The organism is Phreatobacter sp. AB_2022a (assembly GCF_026847585.1).
In the GTDB taxonomy this organism is placed as follows: Bacteria; Pseudomonadota; Alphaproteobacteria; order Rhizobiales; family Phreatobacteraceae; genus Phreatobacter.
Genome location: NZ_JAPSET010000080.1, coordinates 1 through 16,320 on the forward strand (window position 1 = coordinate 1; position 16,320 = coordinate 16,320).

Annotated in this window: 14 protein-coding genes and 1 pseudogene; 12 read left to right on the forward strand and 3 right to left on the reverse strand. The window is 69.2% G+C overall.

The annotated features are described in order from the left end of the window. The coding region (locus OZ671_RS30515) for a hypothetical protein (RefSeq protein ID WP_268864204.1) at nt 1-189 on the reverse strand (189 nt) is incomplete at its 3' end. 164 nt (nt 190-353) lie between these two features. Here OZ671_RS30515 and OZ671_RS30520 point away from each other — a divergent pair. The 4 genes from OZ671_RS30520 (at nt 354) to OZ671_RS30535 (ending at nt 3,888) form a co-directional block, all read left to right on the forward strand. Next, nucleotides 354-593 (forward strand): DUF3297 family protein, encoded by a 240-nt coding sequence (locus OZ671_RS30520; RefSeq protein ID WP_268864205.1) that lies wholly within the window; start codon nt 354-356, stop codon nt 591-593. Nucleotides 594-608: 15 nt separating this feature from the next. After that, nucleotides 609-1,325 (forward strand): phosphatase PAP2 family protein, encoded by a 717-nt coding sequence (locus OZ671_RS30525; protein WP_268864206.1) that lies wholly within the window; start codon nt 609-611, stop codon nt 1,323-1,325. A gap of 162 nt (nt 1,326-1,487) precedes the next feature. Further along, the gene (gene glmM / locus OZ671_RS30530; RefSeq protein WP_268864207.1) at nt 1,488-2,834 is read left to right on the forward strand and encodes a phosphoglucosamine mutase; all 1,347 of its coding nucleotides are present in this window, start codon (nt 1,488-1,490) and stop codon (nt 2,832-2,834) included. A gap of 169 nt (nt 2,835-3,003) precedes the next feature. Further along, a complete protein-coding gene (locus OZ671_RS30535) occupies nt 3,004-3,888 on the forward strand; it encodes an outer membrane protein (RefSeq protein ID WP_268864208.1) in 885 nt (294 codons plus the stop codon). An 18-nt stretch (nt 3,889-3,906) separates the two neighbouring features. Here OZ671_RS30535 and OZ671_RS30540 read toward each other — a convergent pair whose 3' ends face one another. Then, a complete protein-coding gene (locus OZ671_RS30540) occupies nt 3,907-4,212 on the reverse strand; it encodes a hypothetical protein (protein WP_268864209.1) in 306 nt (101 codons plus the stop codon). A gap of 236 nt (nt 4,213-4,448) precedes the next feature. Here OZ671_RS30540 and OZ671_RS30545 point away from each other — a divergent pair, with 236 nt between their 5' ends. The 5 genes from OZ671_RS30545 (at nt 4,449) to OZ671_RS30565 (ending at nt 10,794) form a co-directional block, all read left to right on the forward strand. Continuing rightward, nucleotides 4,449-5,276, forward strand: coding sequence for an outer membrane protein (locus OZ671_RS30545; protein ID WP_268864210.1), 828 nt, complete (start codon nt 4,449-4,451; stop codon nt 5,274-5,276). Between the two features lie 315 nt (nt 5,277-5,591). Then, on the forward strand, nt 5,592-7,118 hold the full coding sequence (locus OZ671_RS30550; RefSeq protein WP_268864211.1) for an ABC-F family ATP-binding cassette domain-containing protein: 1,527 nt from the start codon (nt 5,592-5,594) through the stop codon (nt 7,116-7,118). A gap of 129 nt (nt 7,119-7,247) precedes the next feature. Continuing rightward, complete coding sequence (locus OZ671_RS30555) at nt 7,248-8,423, forward strand: phosphoserine transaminase (protein ID WP_268864212.1); 1,176 nt, start codon at nt 7,248-7,250, stop codon at nt 8,421-8,423. A gap of 98 nt (nt 8,424-8,521) precedes the next feature. Beyond that, nucleotides 8,522-10,108 (forward strand): phosphoglycerate dehydrogenase, encoded by a 1,587-nt coding sequence (serA, locus tag OZ671_RS30560; RefSeq protein WP_268864213.1) that lies wholly within the window; start codon nt 8,522-8,524, stop codon nt 10,106-10,108. A 110-nt stretch (nt 10,109-10,218) separates the two neighbouring features. Continuing rightward, a complete protein-coding gene (locus OZ671_RS30565) occupies nt 10,219-10,794 on the forward strand; it encodes a hypothetical protein (protein ID WP_268864214.1) in 576 nt (191 codons plus the stop codon). 19 nt (nt 10,795-10,813) lie between these two features. Here OZ671_RS30565 and OZ671_RS30570 read toward each other — a convergent pair whose 3' ends face one another. Then, entirely contained in the window at nt 10,814-11,698 is an 885-nt protein-coding gene (locus OZ671_RS30570; RefSeq protein WP_268864215.1) for a DMT family transporter, read from the reverse strand. A 258-nt stretch (nt 11,699-11,956) separates the two neighbouring features. On the opposite strand from OZ671_RS30570, the gene OZ671_RS30575 reads away from it, so the two are divergent. The 3 genes and pseudogenes from OZ671_RS30575 to OZ671_RS30585 form a co-directional block, all read left to right on the forward strand. Next, nucleotides 11,957-13,615: a mucoidy inhibitor MuiA family protein gene (locus OZ671_RS30575; protein ID WP_268864216.1), complete on the forward strand. Its 1,659-nt coding sequence runs from the start codon at nt 11,957-11,959 to the stop codon at nt 13,613-13,615. Between the two features lie 469 nt (nt 13,616-14,084). Further along, nucleotides 14,085-15,374 carry an adenylosuccinate synthase gene (locus tag OZ671_RS30580; RefSeq protein ID WP_268864217.1) on the forward strand — a complete coding sequence of 430 codons (1,290 nt, stop codon included), beginning with the start codon at nt 14,085-14,087 and terminating at the stop codon, nt 15,372-15,374. 217 nt (nt 15,375-15,591) lie between these two features. Then, nucleotides 15,592-16,320, forward strand: a pseudogene (locus OZ671_RS30585) (hypothetical protein); the annotation flags it as partial.

The window sequence follows — 16,320 nt, forward strand, 5'->3', positions numbered from 1 at the left end:
ACCCCGGCGTCCGGCGCCGAGCTGGCCCTGGCCGCCCTGCATCTCCAGCGGCTGCCCGGCTGGGGCGAGCGCGGCGCGCACCGCGTCGAGGCCTCCCGGGGCTGTCTCCGCTGAGGCCGCCGGCGCCGCCAGGGGCGAAAGCGCGGCGAGACTGCCGGCCAACCCCAGCAGGAAATTCCGTCTGTCCATCTTCATGTCTCCTTGCAGGCGCGCCCCGATGCACAATTACGTGATTCTGCTAAGGACACATCGTCTATGGCGCGAACAAGGCGCGATGGCTGCCCGGATTGGCATGGCGGCCGCTTTGGCGCTATTGGTCCGCCGGCTTTCTCCCTCAGTATCGAGACACGACCATGAGCGATACGCTTCCCGACCGCCTGTCGACCAATCCGTCGAGCCCCTATTACGACGAGGCCATTCTCAGCCGGAATGTCGGCATCCGCTTCAAAGGTGTCGAAAAGACCAATGTCGAGGAATATTGCGTGAGCGAGGGCTGGGTGCGCGTTTCCGTCGGCACCGCCAATGACCGCCACGGCAATCCGCTCACCATCAAGCTGAACGGCCCGGTCGAGCCCTATTTCCGCGAAAGCTGAGGGGCGCCGCCAGCGATGAGCATCCTGCGTCACTGGCCGTCCGTCCGGGCGCGCGTCGGCCGCGAACTGGGGCTCGTCCTGGCGCTGGCGGTCGTCGCCGGCGGGGTGCTCGGCTTTCTGGCGCTGGCCGATCTGGTCGTCGGCGGCGAGACGGTCGCTTTCGACACGCAGGTGCTGATGGCCTTCCGGCAGGCAGGCGACGCCGCCGTGCCGCTCGGGGCGCCCTGGCTGCCGACCGTGATGCGCGACATCACGGCCCTCGGCGGCACCGCGGTGCTCAGCCTCATCGTGCTGTTCACCGTCGTCTATCTCGTGCTGGTCCGCCGCCCGGCCGCCGCGGCCTTCGTCGCGGGCGCGGTGCTGAGCGGCGCCGGGCTGAGCCAGGTCCTCAAGGCCTTTTTCGACCGTGCGCGGCCGGATCTCGTGCCGAATGCGCCCATCGAGCTTTCGGCAAGCTTTCCGAGCGGCCATTCCATGCTGGCTGCGGTCACCTATCTCACGCTCGGTGTCCTGCTCGCCCGGATCGAGACCGATCGGCGCGTGCGTGTCTTCTTTCCGTTCGTCGCGGTGGTGCTGACCGTGCTGGTCGGTGTCAGCCGGGTCTATATCGGTGTCCACTGGCCAACAGACGTGCTGGGCGGCTGGCTCATCGGCGCGGCCTGGGCCATGGCTTGCTGGGGCGTGGTCCTGTGGCTGCAGCGCGGACGCCCGGCGCTGGCCGCGGACGGCTGAAAAGGCTGGTTTTCCCGGCCTTGTCACAGTTTCTCACCAAGAGTGAAGGACGCGCTTTCGACAAAATGGCGCTGTTGTGACTATAAGGAGGCTGGATCGGCCCGGGGGGCGCCGGCCCGGAATTCTGATTCGCGCCTATCGCCACAAGAGACTTTTCAAGCCATGGCCCGCAAATATTTCGGCACCGACGGCATTCGCGGTCGCGCCAATGCCTTTCCCGTGACGCCCGAATTCGCGATGAAAGTGGGGCAGGCGGCGGGCATCGCCTTCCAGCGCGGCGACCATCGCCACCGGGTCATGATCGGCAAGGACACCCGACTGTCCGGCTACATGATCGAATATGCGCTCGTCGCCGGATTCACGTCGGTCGGCATGGACGTGCTGCTGGTCGGCCCGATGCCGACGCCGGCGGTGGCCATGCTGACGCGCTCGATGCGTGCCGATCTCGGCGTCATGATCTCGGCGTCCCACAATCCGTTCGACGACAACGGCATCAAGCTGTTCGCGCCCGACGGCTACAAGCTGTCGGACGAGGTCGAGCACGCGATCGAGGACCTGCTCGACCAGGACCTGACGCGCCGTCTGGCCGCATCGCGCCAGCTCGGGCGCGCCAAGCGCATCGACGATGCGCAGGCCCGCTATATCGAATTCGCCAAGCGCACCCTGCCGCGCAACCTCGAGCTCGACGGCCTGCGCATCGTGGTCGATTGCGCCAATGGCGCCGGCTACAAGGTGGCGCCCGCGGCGCTCTGGGAGCTCGGTGCCGACGTCGTGACCATCGGCAACGATCCGAACGGTTTCAACATCAACGACGATTGCGGCTCGACCCATCCCGAAGCGCTCGTCGCCAAGGTGAAGGAAGTGCGCGCCGATATCGGCATCGCGCTCGATGGCGACGCCGACCGAGTGCTGATCGTCGACGAGAAGGGCCAGGTGGTCGATGGCGATCAGCTGATGGCGCTCGTCGCCCAGTCCTGGCTCGAGGACGGCCGGCTCTCCGCGCCCGGCATCGTCGCGACGGTCATGTCCAATCTCGGCCTCGAGCGCTTCCTCGGTGGCCTCGGCCTCAATCTCGCGCGCACGCCGGTCGGCGACCGGTATGTGCTCGAACATATGCGCGAGCACGGCTTCAATGTCGGCGGCGAGCAGTCGGGCCACATCATCCTGTCCGACTACTCCACGACGGGCGACGGCCTCGTCGCCGCGCTGCAGGTGCTGGCCGTGGTCAAGAAGATGAACCGGCCGGTCTCCGAGGTCTGCCACCTGTTCGAACCGCTGCCGCAGATCCTCAAGAATGTCCGCTTCAAGGGCGGCAAGCCGCTCGAACACTCCTCCGTCGTGACCGCGATCGACGGCGCCAAGGCCCGCCTCGGCAGCAATGGCCGCCTGGTGATCCGTCCTTCGGGCACCGAGCCGGTGATCCGCGTCATGGCCGAGGGGGACGACCGCGTCCTTGTCGAAACCGTGGTCGACGAGATCGTCGCGGCGGTCACCAAGGCGGCTGCCTGAGGGTCGCCTGCGACATCGTCCGGCCGGCGTTGCGGACGCCGGCTGACGAGACGTCATGCTTAACAGTCATGGTTAAGCATGGCTTAATCGTTTCCGCCGTATTTTCAGCATGTTGGTCCTCCAGCCGCGCCGCCGCGGGCAGGCGCTGCGACGTCTTCGGGAAACCGCCATGCGCATCCTCGCCTCCATCGCCTTCGCCGGCACCGTTGCGCTCGGCGCGGCGGGGGCCCATGCCGCCGACCTCGCGCCGCCGGTCTATCCGGCTCCGCCTGCGGCCGCTCCGATCGAGGGCGGCTGGTACCTGCGCGGCGATATCGGCCTTGCGAGCAATGCGATCGGCGCTTTCGACGTGATGCAGAACGGCCAGCCGGTGCGGGCCGGCGCCGGCGGCGTCAATACGTTCGAGCTTCGCACCAAGACCTTCTCGGAAACCATTTCGGTCGGCGTCGGCGTCGGCTACCGCTTCAATTCCTGGCTGCGCGCCGATGTCACCGGCGAATTCCGCGGCGGCGGACGGCTGCGTGGCATGGACTATGTCAATTTCGATGCCGGCGGCGGCTCCACCACCTCGCAGACCAATACCTATGCGGGCGACGTCCGTTCCTGGGTCGGCCTCGTCAACGCCTATGTCGACCTCGGCACATTCTGCACGCTCGGCTGCCTGACGCCTTATCTCGGCGCCGGCTTCGGCTTCGCCAACACGGCGATCAGCAATTTCACCGACAGTTCCGCCGGCTTCAACTCCGACTGGGGCGCCACCGGTTCGCTCGGCGGCTATGCCTCCAGCGTCTCCAAGACCAATTTCGCCTGGGCGCTGATGGCGGGTGTCGGCTACCGCGTCAACGACCGGCTGAGCCTCGAACTCGGCTATCGCTACCTCAATCTCGGCGATCTTCCCGAAATCGGGCTGCGCGATCCGGCAACCGGCCTGCCGCAGCCGTCAGGCGACGCGATCCGGGTGCGGAACCTGAGCTCGCACGAGATCCGCCTCGGCATGCGCTGGATGCTGAACTGCACCTGCGCGCCGCCGGCGCCGATCGTCGCACGCTACTGATCGCTCGTTCCGGATGCGTCAGGTCGGCTTGGGCTGTGGCCGCGACGGGTCGCGATAGCCGCCCTCCCGGTCGCCCGGCAGGATGACATCCGGCTGGTCGAATGGCTTCGGTGTCGGCAGAACGACGTCGTTGTCGATCGGCAGATGTTTCTTCGGCGGCCGGTCGACGATCTTGTCCGGATCGCGTTCGGGCAGGTTCGTCGGAGAGGTCGCAGCCCCGGTCGGGCGCTCGCCGGTCAAGAGGGCCCGCGGGAACGCGGTGCCATCGACCCCGACGGCGAAATCGACGCCAGCCGCGAGCGGGAAGGGGCGGTGCTCGTTCATTCTCATCGTCACCTCCTGTCCTCTTCAAGGCAACGAAGGGCCTGGGACAGGGGTTCCCGGGGCATGCACCTTCAGACCGCCCGCGGCGCGCGGCGTTTAGCTTTCGGTAACGTTAAGAGCCCCTTAACTCGGCTTTGGCAGGCTTGCCGGCGATGCCACTCCGGGCCGCGGCGCATCCCCCAAAACGCGCGCGCCCGACTTTCCAAGATCCATCGCGTCTCAAGGGTTTTCATGACATGAAACGCCTGGCCCTGGCCTTCATTGCCCTGAGCCTCGTCGCCACGGCGGGCGGACAAGCATCGGCAGCCGATCTCGGCGCGCGCGGCCCGCAGCCGCCGCTCGCGCCGCCTGTCCTGCCCGAGGATTTCTCGTCCGGCTGGTATGTCCGCGGCGATTTCATCGCGAGCTTCTACCGCCGGGCCGCGCTCGGCCTTGCCGATACGGCCTATGTCGGAGCCGGGCGCTGGGTCGATCTCAACGACACGCGGGCGGCTTCGGGTTTCGGCGGCGGCCTCGGCCTCGGCTTCAAATACAAGTCGGTGCGGATCGACGCGACGCTCGACCTGCGCTCGCCGGCGCGCTTCTCCGGCATGGTGGCGCCGAATGGCGACTGGTCCTATGCCGGCCCGCTGCCGGTGCCGGCCCGCAGCGATCGCTTCGGCATTGCGAGCCAGACCGCACTGATCAACGCCTATGTCGATCTCGGCGCGTTCGGGCCGGTCACCCCCTATATCGGCGCCGGTATCGGCGTCGCGCGGCTCAGTGCCTCGGGCTACGGCTCGACGCCGGTTCCGGCCGCGGCGGCGCTCGGCGAGCAGGTGGTGGCGCCCGACCTCGTCCGCGCGACGAAGTGGAACCTGGCGGTCGCGGCCATGGCCGGCGTGACCGTCGACATCACGCCGCAGGCCAAGCTCGATCTCGGCTACCGCTACCTCCATATGGGATCGCTGCGGTTCGCGGATGCGGCGGGCGGCACCTACCGCGCCGGACCGGTCGCGGCGCACGAATTCCGCATCGGCCTGCGCTACATGTTCGGCGACGGGCTCGGACCGGCTGGTCCCTGACCCGACGGTTGCCTGGGCCGCGCGCGCTGGTTTAAACTGCCAATTCATGCGTGATCGAAAGGGAGGGCCGCGCAATCATGTTCCGCGGTCACGATCGTCGCTTTGGCCCCGATGAGGCCCTGCAAGTGTTCTTGCAGGGCTGACCCGAGACGGTCCTGTTTTCCTCTCAAGGTCTGCCCGCAGGGCTCACGCGGCACCGCGCTCCGGTGCCGCATCCTGCCATCCATCCGAACCGATAGGGCCGGCGCCAGCCGCCCGCGACAAGCCGCCCCCAACCCGTGCGTGGCGGCGTTCGGATCGACCTCGAGACCGATCATGACCCTCGTCAACCTGCGCAATCTCGGCGTCACGCTCGGCGTGCGCCTGTTCTCCGGCCTCAACCTCGCCATTGCCGCGGGCGACCGCATCGGCATCGTCGCCGCCAACGGCCGCGGCAAGTCGACGCTCATCCAGTGCATCATGGGAACCGTCGAGCCGACGGAAGGCGAAGTGACCCGCGCGCGCGGGCTCGCCATGGGCCATATGGCGCAACACATGCCCGGCGAATGGGCCGGGCTCGGCGTGCGCGAGGCGGCCGCCGCGGCGCTGCGGCCGGATCTCCGCGCCAGCGAAGGCTGGCGCGCGGATGTCGCGCTCGACGCGCTCGATATTCCTGAAAGCCTGCGGGCCCGGCCGCTCGGCGCGCTCAGCGGCGGCTGGCAGAGGCTGGCCATGCTGGCGCGCGCGCTGGTCACCGAGCCGGACCTCCTGCTCCTGGACGAGCCGACCAACCACCTCGACCTCGCGCGGATGATCGGCCTCGAAACCTGGCTGGCGGGGCTGCCGGCCAGCATGGCCGTGGTCGTCGCCAGCCACGACCGGGCCTTCCTCGACGCCGTCACCCGCCGCACCCTGTTCCTCAGGCCCGAGGCCTCGCAGCTCTTCGCCTTGCCCTATGCAAAGGCCCGCGCCGCCCTCGACGAGCGCGACGTGGCCGACGAGCGGCGCTACCAGCGCGACATGAAGACCGCCCAGCAGCTCCGCCGGCAGGCGGCGAAGCTGAACAATCTCGGCATCAATTCGGGCAGCGATCTCCTGACGGTGAAGACCCGCCAGCTCAGGCAGCGGGCCGAACGGCTGGAGGAGGCCGCCCGTCCCGCCCATATGGAGCGCTCGGCCGGCCAGATCCGGCTCGCCGACCGTGGCAGCCATGCCAAGGCGCTGGTGACGCTTGACGATGCACGGGTCGAGGCGCCCGATGGCACGCTCCTCTTCCGCACCGGCCGGCGCTTCATCAGCCAGGGCGACCGCATCGTCCTGCTCGGCGCCAATGGTGCCGGCAAGTCGCGCTTCGCCGCCATGCTGCGCAAGGCCATCACCCATCCGGAGCCGGGCAGCCCCATCACGGCAACGCCCTCGCTGGTGCTCGGCTTCAGCAGCCAGGATCTCGGTGAGATCGGCGCGGATGAGACGCCAGCCGGTGCCATCGCGGCGCGGTTCGCGGTCGGCGACCAGCGGGCGAGGGCGCTGCTGGCCGGAGCCGGCTTTGCCGTGGAGATGCAGGGCCGCTCCGTGGCGCGGCTGTCGGGTGGCCAGAAGGCGCGGCTCGCCATGCTGGTGCTTCGGCTGACGGAGCCGAACTTCCACCTGCTCGACGAGCCGACCAACCATCTCGACATCGATGGCCAGGAAGCGCTGGAACACGAACTGACACGCCAGCAGGCGACCTGCCTCCTCATCTCGCATGACCGCAGCTTCGTGCGCGCCGTCGGCAACCGGTTCTGGCTGATCGAGAACCGGCGGCTGACCGAAGTCGAGGACGCCGAGGCCTTCTTCGCGGCGGCCGGCTCCGCCGGCCGGTAAGGCAGGGGCTGGCGCGGGGTAAGCAATAACCCGCGCCGGCTTGACCGGGGCGCAGGCGGGGCCTATTGCCAGCGGCGGGACATCCCTCCCCAACGAGGGACGCCCATCTGTGAGGATGGAGACAATCCGATGGCGAACACCGCCCCTGCCGCGCGTCCGCGCGTGAATACCTTTTCGTCCGGCCCCTGCGCCAAGCGCCCCGGATGGTCCCTCAAAGCTCTCGGTGATGCGCCGCTCGGCCGCTCGCACCGCGCCAAGATCGGCAAGGCGAAGCTGAAGCTCGCCATCGATCTCACGCGCGAGGTGCTGCAGGTGCCGGCGGGCTACCGGATCGGCATCGTGCCGGCCTCCGACACCGGCGCCGTCGAAATGGCGCTCTGGTCGCTGCTCGGCGCCCGCGGCGTCGACATGGTCGCCTGGGAGAGCTTCGGTGAGGGTTGGGTCACCGATGTCGTCAAGCAGCTCAAGCTGGCCGATGTCCGCACCATCACCGCCGGCTATGGCGAACTGCCGAACCTGAAGAAGGTCGACACCCGGACCCGCGACGTGGTGTTCACCTGGAACGGCACGACCTCGGGCGTGCGCGTGCCGGACGCCTCGTGGATCGCCGACGACCGCGAAGGCCTGACCATTTGCGACGCGACCTCGGCGGCCTTCGCCCAGCGCCTCGACTGGCCGAAGCTCGATGTCGTCACCTTCTCCTGGCAGAAGGTGCTGGGCGGCGAAGCCGCGCACGGCATGCTGATCCTGTCGCCGCGTGCCGTGGAACGGCTGGAGACCTACAAGCCGGCCTGGCCGCTGCCGAAGATCTTCCGCATGACCAAGGGCGGCAAGCTGATCGAAGGCATCTTCGAGGGCGAGACCATCAACACGCCGTCCATGCTCTGCGTCGAGGACTATATCGACGCCTTGAAATGGGCGCAGAAGGTCGGCGGGCTCGACGGCCTCGTCAAGCGCGCGGACGCCAATGCCCGCGTCATCGCCAAGTTCGTCCGGGACAATGACTGGATCGACTTCCTGGCGGTGAAGCCGAAGACCCGCTCCAACACCTCCGTCTGCCTGAAGTTCACCGATCCCGCGGTGACCGCGCTGCCGGCGGATGCCCAGGCAGCCTTCGCCAAGAGCATCGTCTCGGCGCTCGAGAAGGAAGGCGTCGCCTTCGATCTCGGCCATTATCGCGACGCTCCTCCGGGCCTGCGCATCTGGTGCGGCGCGACCGTCCAGGCGCGCGACCTGAAGGCGCTGATGCCCTGGATCGAATGGGCCTTCCAGGCCGAGAAGGCCAAGCTCAGGCAGGCGGCCTGACCGCCTTCCGCCGCAGCCTCGATGCCTCTCGCCCGTGACCCGTGTCTGGAGCGGGCGAGGGGATCGTTCCCGTTTCCTCGCTGACCGGAGCCCGTCCCATGGCCCCTCGCGTTCTCATTTCCGATGCCCTCTCGCCCGCAGCCGTCCAGATCTTCAAGGATCGCGGCATCGACGTCGATTTCCAGCCCTCGCTCGGCAAGGACAAGGACAAGCTCGCCGCCATCATCGGCGACTATGACGGCCTCGCCATCCGCTCGGCCACCAAGGTGACGCCGGCGATCCTCGGCAATGCCAAGAAGCTCAAGGTGATCGGCCGCGCCGGCATCGGCGTCGACAATGTCGACATCCCCGCCGCCACCGCCAAGGGCACGATCGTGATGAACACGCCCTTCGGCAATTCGATCACGACCGCCGAGCATGCCGTGGCGATGATGTTCGCCATCGCCCGCCAGATCCCCGACGCCGACCGCACGACCCAGGCCGGCCAGTGGGAGAAGAACAAATATATGGGGGTCGAGCTGACCTCGAAGACGCTCGGCATCATCGGCTGCGGCAATATCGGCTCGATCGTCGCCGATCGCGCGCTCGGCCTGAAGATGAAGGTGATCGCCTTCGATCCCTATCTCTCGCCGGAGCGGGCCATCGATATCGGGGTGGAGAAGGTCGAGCTCGACGATCTCCTGCGCCGCGCCGACTTCATCACCCTGCACGTGCCGATGACCGCGCAGACGCGCAACGTCCTCTCGCGCGAGGCGCTGGCCAAGACGAAGAAGGGCGTGCGCATCATCAACTGCGCGCGCGGCGGTCTGGTCGACGAGGTGGCGCTGCGCGAGGCGCTGGAATCGGGGCATGTCGGCGGCGCCGCCTTCGACGTCTTCTCCGAGGAGCCGGCGACCAGCAATCCGCTGTTCGGCCATCCCAACGTGATCTGCACGCCGCATCTCGGCGCCGCCACCACCGAGGCGCAGGAGAATGTCGCGCTGCAGGTCGCCGAGCAGATGTCGGACTACCTCCTGGCCGGCGCCATCACCAATGCCGTCAACTTCCCGTCGATCTCGGCGGAGGAGGCGCCGAAGCTGCGGCCCTTCGTGGCGCTCGCCGAAAAGCTTGGCTCGTTCCTCGGCCAGCTCACCGAGGCGCCGATCAAGGGCATCCGCATCGAATATGAAGGTGCGGTCGCCGAGCTCAACGTGCGTCCGCTCACCGCCGCCGCGGTGACCGGCGTGCTGCGGCCGTTCCTGTCCGACATCAACATGGTCAATGCCGTCGGCATCGCCAAGGACAAGGGCATCACCGTCGACGAGGTCAAGCGCGAGGCGCCGGGCAATCTCGAAAGCCGGATCATGATCACGGTCGAGGCCGAGGACATGCCGCGCCATGCCGCAGGCACCGTGCTCGCCGACGGCAAGCCGCGCATCGTCGAGATCCGCTCGATCGCCATGGACGCGGAATTCGCCCCGAACATGCTCTATATCCGCAACGACGACAAACCGGGCTTCATCGGCCAGTTCGGCATGCTGCTCGGCAATGCCGGCGTCAACATCGCGACCTTCAATCTCGGCCGCGACAAGCCCGGCGGTGATGCGATCTGCTTCGCCGCGGTGGACGAGCGGGTCTCGGACGAGCTGCTCGACGCGATCCACAAGATCCCGCACGTGAAGCGCGCCCGGCGCCTGGCTTTCTGAGCCGGCACGCCACTGCCCTGAACCATGACGCGGCCGGCCCGTCGCCGACGGGCCGGCCGTCGTCTTTTCTGCGCTAAGCTTGGCTCCTGATTCTTCGCCAAGGTGCCCCCATGTCCGCGCTTCCGCGTCTTGCGCTCGGCTTCGTCGCCGGCGCCCTGTCGATCCTGATCTTCCGCGAGGCGACCGTGTTCGGACTCAACCAGACCGGCGTGACGCAGATGGCGGTCTATGCGTGGCGTTCGGCGCCGCCGCTCGGCCTGCCGCTGATCGTCAACCAGTGCTTCTGGGGCGGGCTCTGGGGCATCCTGTTCGTGCTGCTCTGGGACCGCTCCGGCTTCCAGGGCGGCGGAGGCCTCGCCGCTGCCTTTTTCGGCCTTGCCGCCGGCATCCTGGCCTGGGGCGCGGCCTCGCTCGTCTTCGCCGACATCAAGGCGATCGCGATCGGTGTCGTCGCCGGCGGGCTGCTCGCCGGCCTCATCCTGCTGTTCGGCTCGGCCGTCCTGTTCGGCCTGATGTTCGGCATTCTGGGACCGGCCGTGCTCGGCTGGGTGGTCATGCCGATGGTCCGCTCGCAGACGCTGTTCGGCGGCCGCGTCGCGGTGACGGTCGCGATCGAGGGCATGTTCGGCATCGGGCTCGCCGTGCTGCTCTCGCTGGTCGCGCGCTTCGCCGGCAGCCGGAGCTGATCTTCCGCGGGGCCCGAAGCTAGCGCTTGCCGCTCTCGGCCACCGCGATGCCGCCCAGCACCAGGACCAGCGCGACGGCGTGATACCAGGCGAAGATCTCGCCGAGGATCAGCGGCCCGAGGATAGCCGCCCAGACCGGCACGAGATTGACCCACAGGCCGGCCCGGCCCGGGCCGATCATCTCGACGCCGCGCATGAACAGGATCTGCGCGACGAAGCCGGGCAGGACCGCGACATAGACGATGATGGCGAGCGCCGTCAGGTCCGGCCAGCGCAGGGCGCCGGCGACATATTCGCCGACCGCCAGCGGCAGCGAGGAGATCAGCGCCACGGCCGAGAGGGCGAGGAAGAACGGCTGGGGCGAGATCTTCGGCCGGTCGCGCAGCGCGACCGTGTAGGCGGCGTAGCCGGTGCAGGCGGTCAGCATCATGAGATCGCCGATATTGAAGGTGAGGCCGAGCAACTGCTCGAGATGGCCGCGGGTCGCGAGTGTGACGATGCCGGTGAGCGTCACCGCGATGCCGACCATCTGCAGCGTGGTGATGCGGGTGCGATAGGCGAGAAAACTGCCGACCAGCACCATGATCGGGATCGCCCCCTGGATGATGCCCAGATTGACCGCCGTCGTATACTGGCCGGCGAGGTAGAACAGGGCGTTGAAGCCGGTGAAGCCGACCACCCCCATGACGATCAGCCAGCCCGCATTCGCCCTGATCGCCGGCCATTCCCGGCGGAAGGCGGGACCGGCCATCCAGGCCGCGAGGACGATGGTCGCCGCCCAGCGCAGCGTGGTCAGCAGCATGGGCGAGACGTGGCCGGCCGCCAGCCGGCTCGCGACCGCATTGCCGGCCCAGATCAGCGTGGTCGCGGCCAGGATGAGATAGGGATTGTTGGAGAGGCGCATGCGCGGGCGGGTTTCCTACGGAAAGGCACTATAGCCGGGCGCTGCGAAGCCTGTCAGGCGCCGGCCGTGCATTCGAGCGATGCGCCGGCCTGCGGCGCGGCCGGTGCCCGGTCCCGGGCGGTTGACCTGGCGCGGCAGCTTGAGCCTTGAAAGAAAAGGGCAATTGCCCGACGCCGGCGGCAGCCTGCGCCGCCGTTCCGCCGCCAGCCGGTCACATTCCGATGGGTTAAGTGCGCCATTGCCAGCGAGGAGAGATTCATGTCGTCGCGCCATATCGCAGCCCTGTCCGCCCTGTTCCTCCTGCCGTCGGCCATGGCCAGCGCCGCCGAATTCGACCTGCCGTCGCGGGTCGAGGCGGTCACCGTCTTCCCCGACGGCGCGAGCGTGACGCGCCGCTTCGCGGTGGAGGTGCCGGCGGGCGAGCACGTTCTGGTGCTGGGCGACCTGCCGCTGACGGCCGATCCCGGCTCGCTGCGGGTGGCGGGGGCGGGCGAAGCCAGGCTGACGGTCGGCTCGGTCGACGCGCGCCAGCCGCAGCGGTTCGAGCGGCCGGATCCCGAACGGGTGCAGCGGCTGGAGGCGCTGCGTGACGAGCGCCTGACGCTCGACGACCGGATCGCCGCCGAACGCCTGCGCAAGCGCGCGGCCGAAGCCCTCGTCGCCGGCCCGACGCTGGCGGGCGGCGAGCGCGGCCTGGATGTCGCCCAGGCGCGCCAGGCCTTCGCGGCGGCGATGGAGGAGACGGCCGCCGCCGATCGCGCCATCCGCCAGGCCGAGCAGCGCCAGCGCCTCCTCGATCGGGAGATCGCCAGCATCGAGGCCGCGCTGCGCCAGCAGCCGCCGCAGCGCCTGGAGGCCCGCATTGCCGTGGAGGCCGTGGCGGCCTTCCGCGGCGAGCTGACCGTGACCTATGCGGTGCGCGGCGCGCGCTGGGCGCCGGTCTATGACGCCAGGCTGACGACGACCGGCGCCAAGCCGGCGCTGGACCTGATCCGGCGCGCCGAAATCCGCCAGGAGACCGGGGAGGACTGGCGCGACGTCAATCTGACGGTCTCCACCGCGCGGGTGGCGCGCGGCAGCGCCGCGCCGCAGCTCGCCTCGATGATCCTGCGCTTCCAGGAGCCGCGGCCCGGCCGGACCAGCGACGCCATGGGCAGCGGCTATGGCGCGGCGCCGCCCGCCGCGATGCCGGCCCCGGTCATCGCCGAAAGCGAGCAGCGGATGCGCCGGTCCGCCACCCCGCGGCCGGTCGAGGAAGCGGAGGCGGTGGTCGATACCGGCGGCTTCCAGGCCTCGTTCACGATCCCCGGCCAGGCGACCATCGCCTCGGGACCCGGCGCGCGGGCCCTGCGCATCGCCTCCGCGACGGTCGAGCCGCAGCTCATCTCGCGGGCGACCCCGAGCGTCGACACCACCGCCTTCCTGCAGGCCCAGTTCAAATATGCCGGCGAGGTGCCGCTGATGCCCGGCCGCGTCTCGCTTTATCGCGACGGCATCTTTGCCGGCCGCACGCAGCTTGCCGCCGCGACCCGCGACGAGACCGTGACGATCGGCTTCGGTCCCGACGATCTCGTCAGCATCCAGCACAATGTGGTGCGCCGCACCGACGGGTCGGCCGGCATCATCACCTCCTCGCGTACCGAGGAGCGCGAGTTCCGCATCGTCGTGCGCAACGGCGCGCAGAGCCCGCGGCAGGTGGTGATCGAGGACCGGCTGCCGGTGACCGAGGCTCAGGACATCACCGTCGAGCCGCTGCCCGGCGCCACCGCTCCGACGGCCCGGGACGTCAAGGGCCGGCGCGGAATCATCGAATGGGCCTTCGATCTCGCGCCGGGCGCCAACCGCGAGATTCGCCATGGCTGGCGGCTGCGCTGGCCGGCCGACAAGCAGCTCGCGCCGGCCCAGGGCCGCATGTGAGCCGATCGCGCCTCGCCCGCGGGCGCTGACATCCGCGGCGCTCGCGGGTTTCGGCATTGCATCCTGCGCCGTAACCGCAGGGAAGGCCCGACCTCCCGGGCTTGCCACCTCCGGCCTGCGCGGAAGGCACAGGGGAGGCGCCGCCTCCCGGGCTTGCCACCTCCGGCCTGCGCTGAAGGCGCAGGGGCGGCGCCACCGCCCGGGCTTGCCACCTCCGGCCTGCGCGGAAGGCGCAGGGGAGGCGCCACCTCCCGGGCTTGCCACCTCCGGCCTGCGCTGAAGGCGCAGGGGAGGCGCCACCTCCCGGGCTTGCCGCCTCCGGCCTGCGCTGAAGGCGCAGGGGAGGCGCCACCTCCCGGGCTTGCCTCCTCCGTCCTGATCCTTTATCCGCACACTGCAAGGACCCCGGCCATCGCGATGACCGCGCGGTCGGGGTTTGCCTTGCCACGAACAGGTCAGGATTGAGACCATGGCAAACGTGGTTGTCGTCGGATCCCAGTGGGGCGACGAAGGCAAGGGCAAGATCGTCGACTGGCTGTCGAGCCAGGCCGATGTGGTGGTTCGCTTCCAGGGCGGCCACAATGCCGGACATACGCTGGTCATCGACGGCGTCACCTACAAACTTTCCCTGCTGCCCTCGGGCATCGTCAGGCCCGGCAAGCTGTCGGTGATCGGCAATGGCGTGGTGGTCGATCCGCATGCCCTGGTCGCGGAGATCGAGCGCGTGTCCGCGCAGGGCGTGTCGATCACGCCGGAGACGCTGCGCATCGCCGAGAACGCCTGCCTGATCCTGTCGCTGCACCGCGAGCTCGACCAGCAGCGCGAATCGGCCAATTCCGGCACCAAGATCGGCACGACCGGCCGCGGCATCGGCCCGGCCTACGAGGACAAGGTCGGCCGCCGCGCGATCCGCATGACCGATCTGGCCGATCTGTCGGCTCTGGGGCCGAAGATCGAGCGGCTGCTGACCCATCACAATGCGCTGCGGCGCGGCCTGAACCTGCCGGAGATCGAGGCCCAGGCCATCTATGACGAGCTGGCCGCGGTCGCGCCCAAGGTGCTGCCCTATGTCGAGCCGGTCTTCGACCTGCTCTACAACGAGAAGCGGGCCGGCCGGCGCATCCTGTTCGAAGGCGCCCAGGGCACGCTGCTCGACATCGATCACGGCACCTATCCCTTCGTCACCTCGTCCAACACGGTGGCCGGCCAGGCGGCCGCCGGTTCCGGCATGGGGCCGGGCGGGGTCAACTACGTGCTGGGCATCACCAAGGCCTATACGACGCGTGTCGGCGGCGGGCCGTTCCCGACCGAGCTCGACGACGAGAACGGCCGGATCCTGGGCGAGCGCGGCCGCGAATTCGGCGTCGTCACCGGGCGCAAGCGCCGCTGTGGCTGGTTCGACGCGGTGCTGGTGCGCCAGGCGGTGAAGACCAGCGGCATCGACGGCATCGCGCTGACCAAGCTCGACATTCTCGACGTGTTCGAGGAGATCAAGGTGTGCGTCGCCTATGAGCTCGACGGCAAGCGCATCGAGCTCCTGCCGGCGAGCCAGGAAGCCCAGGCGCGGGTCAAGCCGATCTACGAGACGATCGAGGGCTGGCCGTCGGGCACGGCGGGCGCCCGGTCCTGGGGCGAATTGCCGGCCCAGGCGATCAAATATGTCCGCCGTATCGAGGAATTGATCGGCTGTCCGGTTGCCCTACTATCCACCAGTCCGGAGCGCGACGACACGATTCTCGTGCGCAACCCGTTCGAATAGGGTTTTCGGTGTCGCGATGGCGCTCGGCCGCGCCCTTGCCCGCGGCGGCGCGGGCGGGCCGAGCGACATCAAAACAACACCGGGAATCAAAGCGTTGCTGGTGGTCCTTTGCACCTGACAATTGCGCTGGCGGCCTTTATCGGAAGTCTGCAAATGTTAGGAATGGACCATCCGGGGGCCTGAAGGCTCCTTCAGGGAGGGGCAGAGCAGAAGCGCAATGGCCGATTATACGCCACTGATCTCCCGGGCCGTCGCGGCACTGACGGAGAACACCGGCGAGGCGCGCCGTGCGGTCTATGACCGTGCGCGGACGGCCTTGATCGCCCAGTTGCGCGGCATGGACCCGCCCCTTCCCGAAGAGCATGTGACCCGCGAGCGGCTGGCGCTGGAAGAGGCGATCCGCAAGGTCGAAGCCGACAACGCCGTGGAAAGCCTCGATGCCATGCTCGAGCGCGAGCTTGCCGACATCACCGCGGCGGTCGCGACGGCGCGGCCCCAGCCGGCCGCCGCCGACGGCGCCAAGCAGGTGAGCGAGGCGGCCCAGAAGGCCGAGACGCTGGGCGATGCCGCGGCCAATGCCAAGCGCGCGGCCCAGGACCAGCTGGTCGCGGCCGACGGACAGGCCGCCGTGCAGGACCGGGTCGAGCCGAGCGTCGATTTCGGCGGTCCGGGCGGCGCGACGCCGCCGGCGGCCGAGGACGGCCAGCGCGAGCCGACGATCGGCCCGATCCGGCCGCGGGTCTCCGTACTGGGCTCCGAGGACGAGGTGGAGCCGCCGCGCAAGGGCCGCGGCGGCATGATCGCCGCCGGCATCGTGCTGGTGATCCTCGCCGGCGCGGCAGCTGCCGGCTGGTATTTCGCCACCCAATCCGACCGCACGCCGGGCCAGGCGACGGGGCCGCGGCCGACGACGCCGACACAGCCGGCCGCGCCGCAGGACGGCGAG

Bases quoted from the DNA above. Each gene is read 5' to 3' on its own strand.
- glmM (WP_268864207.1), top strand. From the start codon at position 1,488: ATGGCCCGCAAATATTTCGGCACCGACGGCATTCGCGGTCGCGCCAAT.
- OZ671_RS30525 (WP_268864206.1), top strand. From the start codon at position 609: ATGAGCATCCTGCGTCACTGGCCGTCCGTCCGGGCGCGCGTCGGCCGC.
- OZ671_RS30580 (WP_268864217.1), top strand. From the start codon at position 14,085: ATGGCAAACGTGGTTGTCGTCGGATCCCAGTGGGGCGACGAAGGCAAG.
- OZ671_RS30535 (WP_268864208.1), top strand. From the start codon at position 3,004: ATGCGCATCCTCGCCTCCATCGCCTTCGCCGGCACCGTTGCGCTCGGC.
- OZ671_RS30545 (WP_268864210.1), top strand. From the start codon at position 4,449: ATGAAACGCCTGGCCCTGGCCTTCATTGCCCTGAGCCTCGTCGCCACG.
- OZ671_RS30540 (WP_268864209.1), bottom strand. From the start codon at position 4,212: ATGAACGAGCACCGCCCCTTCCCGCTCGCGGCTGGCGTCGATTTCGCC.
- OZ671_RS30520 (WP_268864205.1), top strand. From the start codon at position 354: ATGAGCGATACGCTTCCCGACCGCCTGTCGACCAATCCGTCGAGCCCC.
- OZ671_RS30570 (WP_268864215.1), bottom strand. From the start codon at position 11,698: ATGCGCCTCTCCAACAATCCCTATCTCATCCTGGCCGCGACCACGCTG.
- OZ671_RS30565 (WP_268864214.1), top strand. From the start codon at position 10,219: ATGTCCGCGCTTCCGCGTCTTGCGCTCGGCTTCGTCGCCGGCGCCCTG.
- OZ671_RS30550 (WP_268864211.1), top strand. From the start codon at position 5,592: ATGACCCTCGTCAACCTGCGCAATCTCGGCGTCACGCTCGGCGTGCGC.
- OZ671_RS30575 (WP_268864216.1), top strand. From the start codon at position 11,957: ATGTCGTCGCGCCATATCGCAGCCCTGTCCGCCCTGTTCCTCCTGCCG.
- OZ671_RS30555 (WP_268864212.1), top strand. From the start codon at position 7,248: ATGGCGAACACCGCCCCTGCCGCGCGTCCGCGCGTGAATACCTTTTCG.
- serA (WP_268864213.1), top strand. From the start codon at position 8,522: ATGGCCCCTCGCGTTCTCATTTCCGATGCCCTCTCGCCCGCAGCCGTC.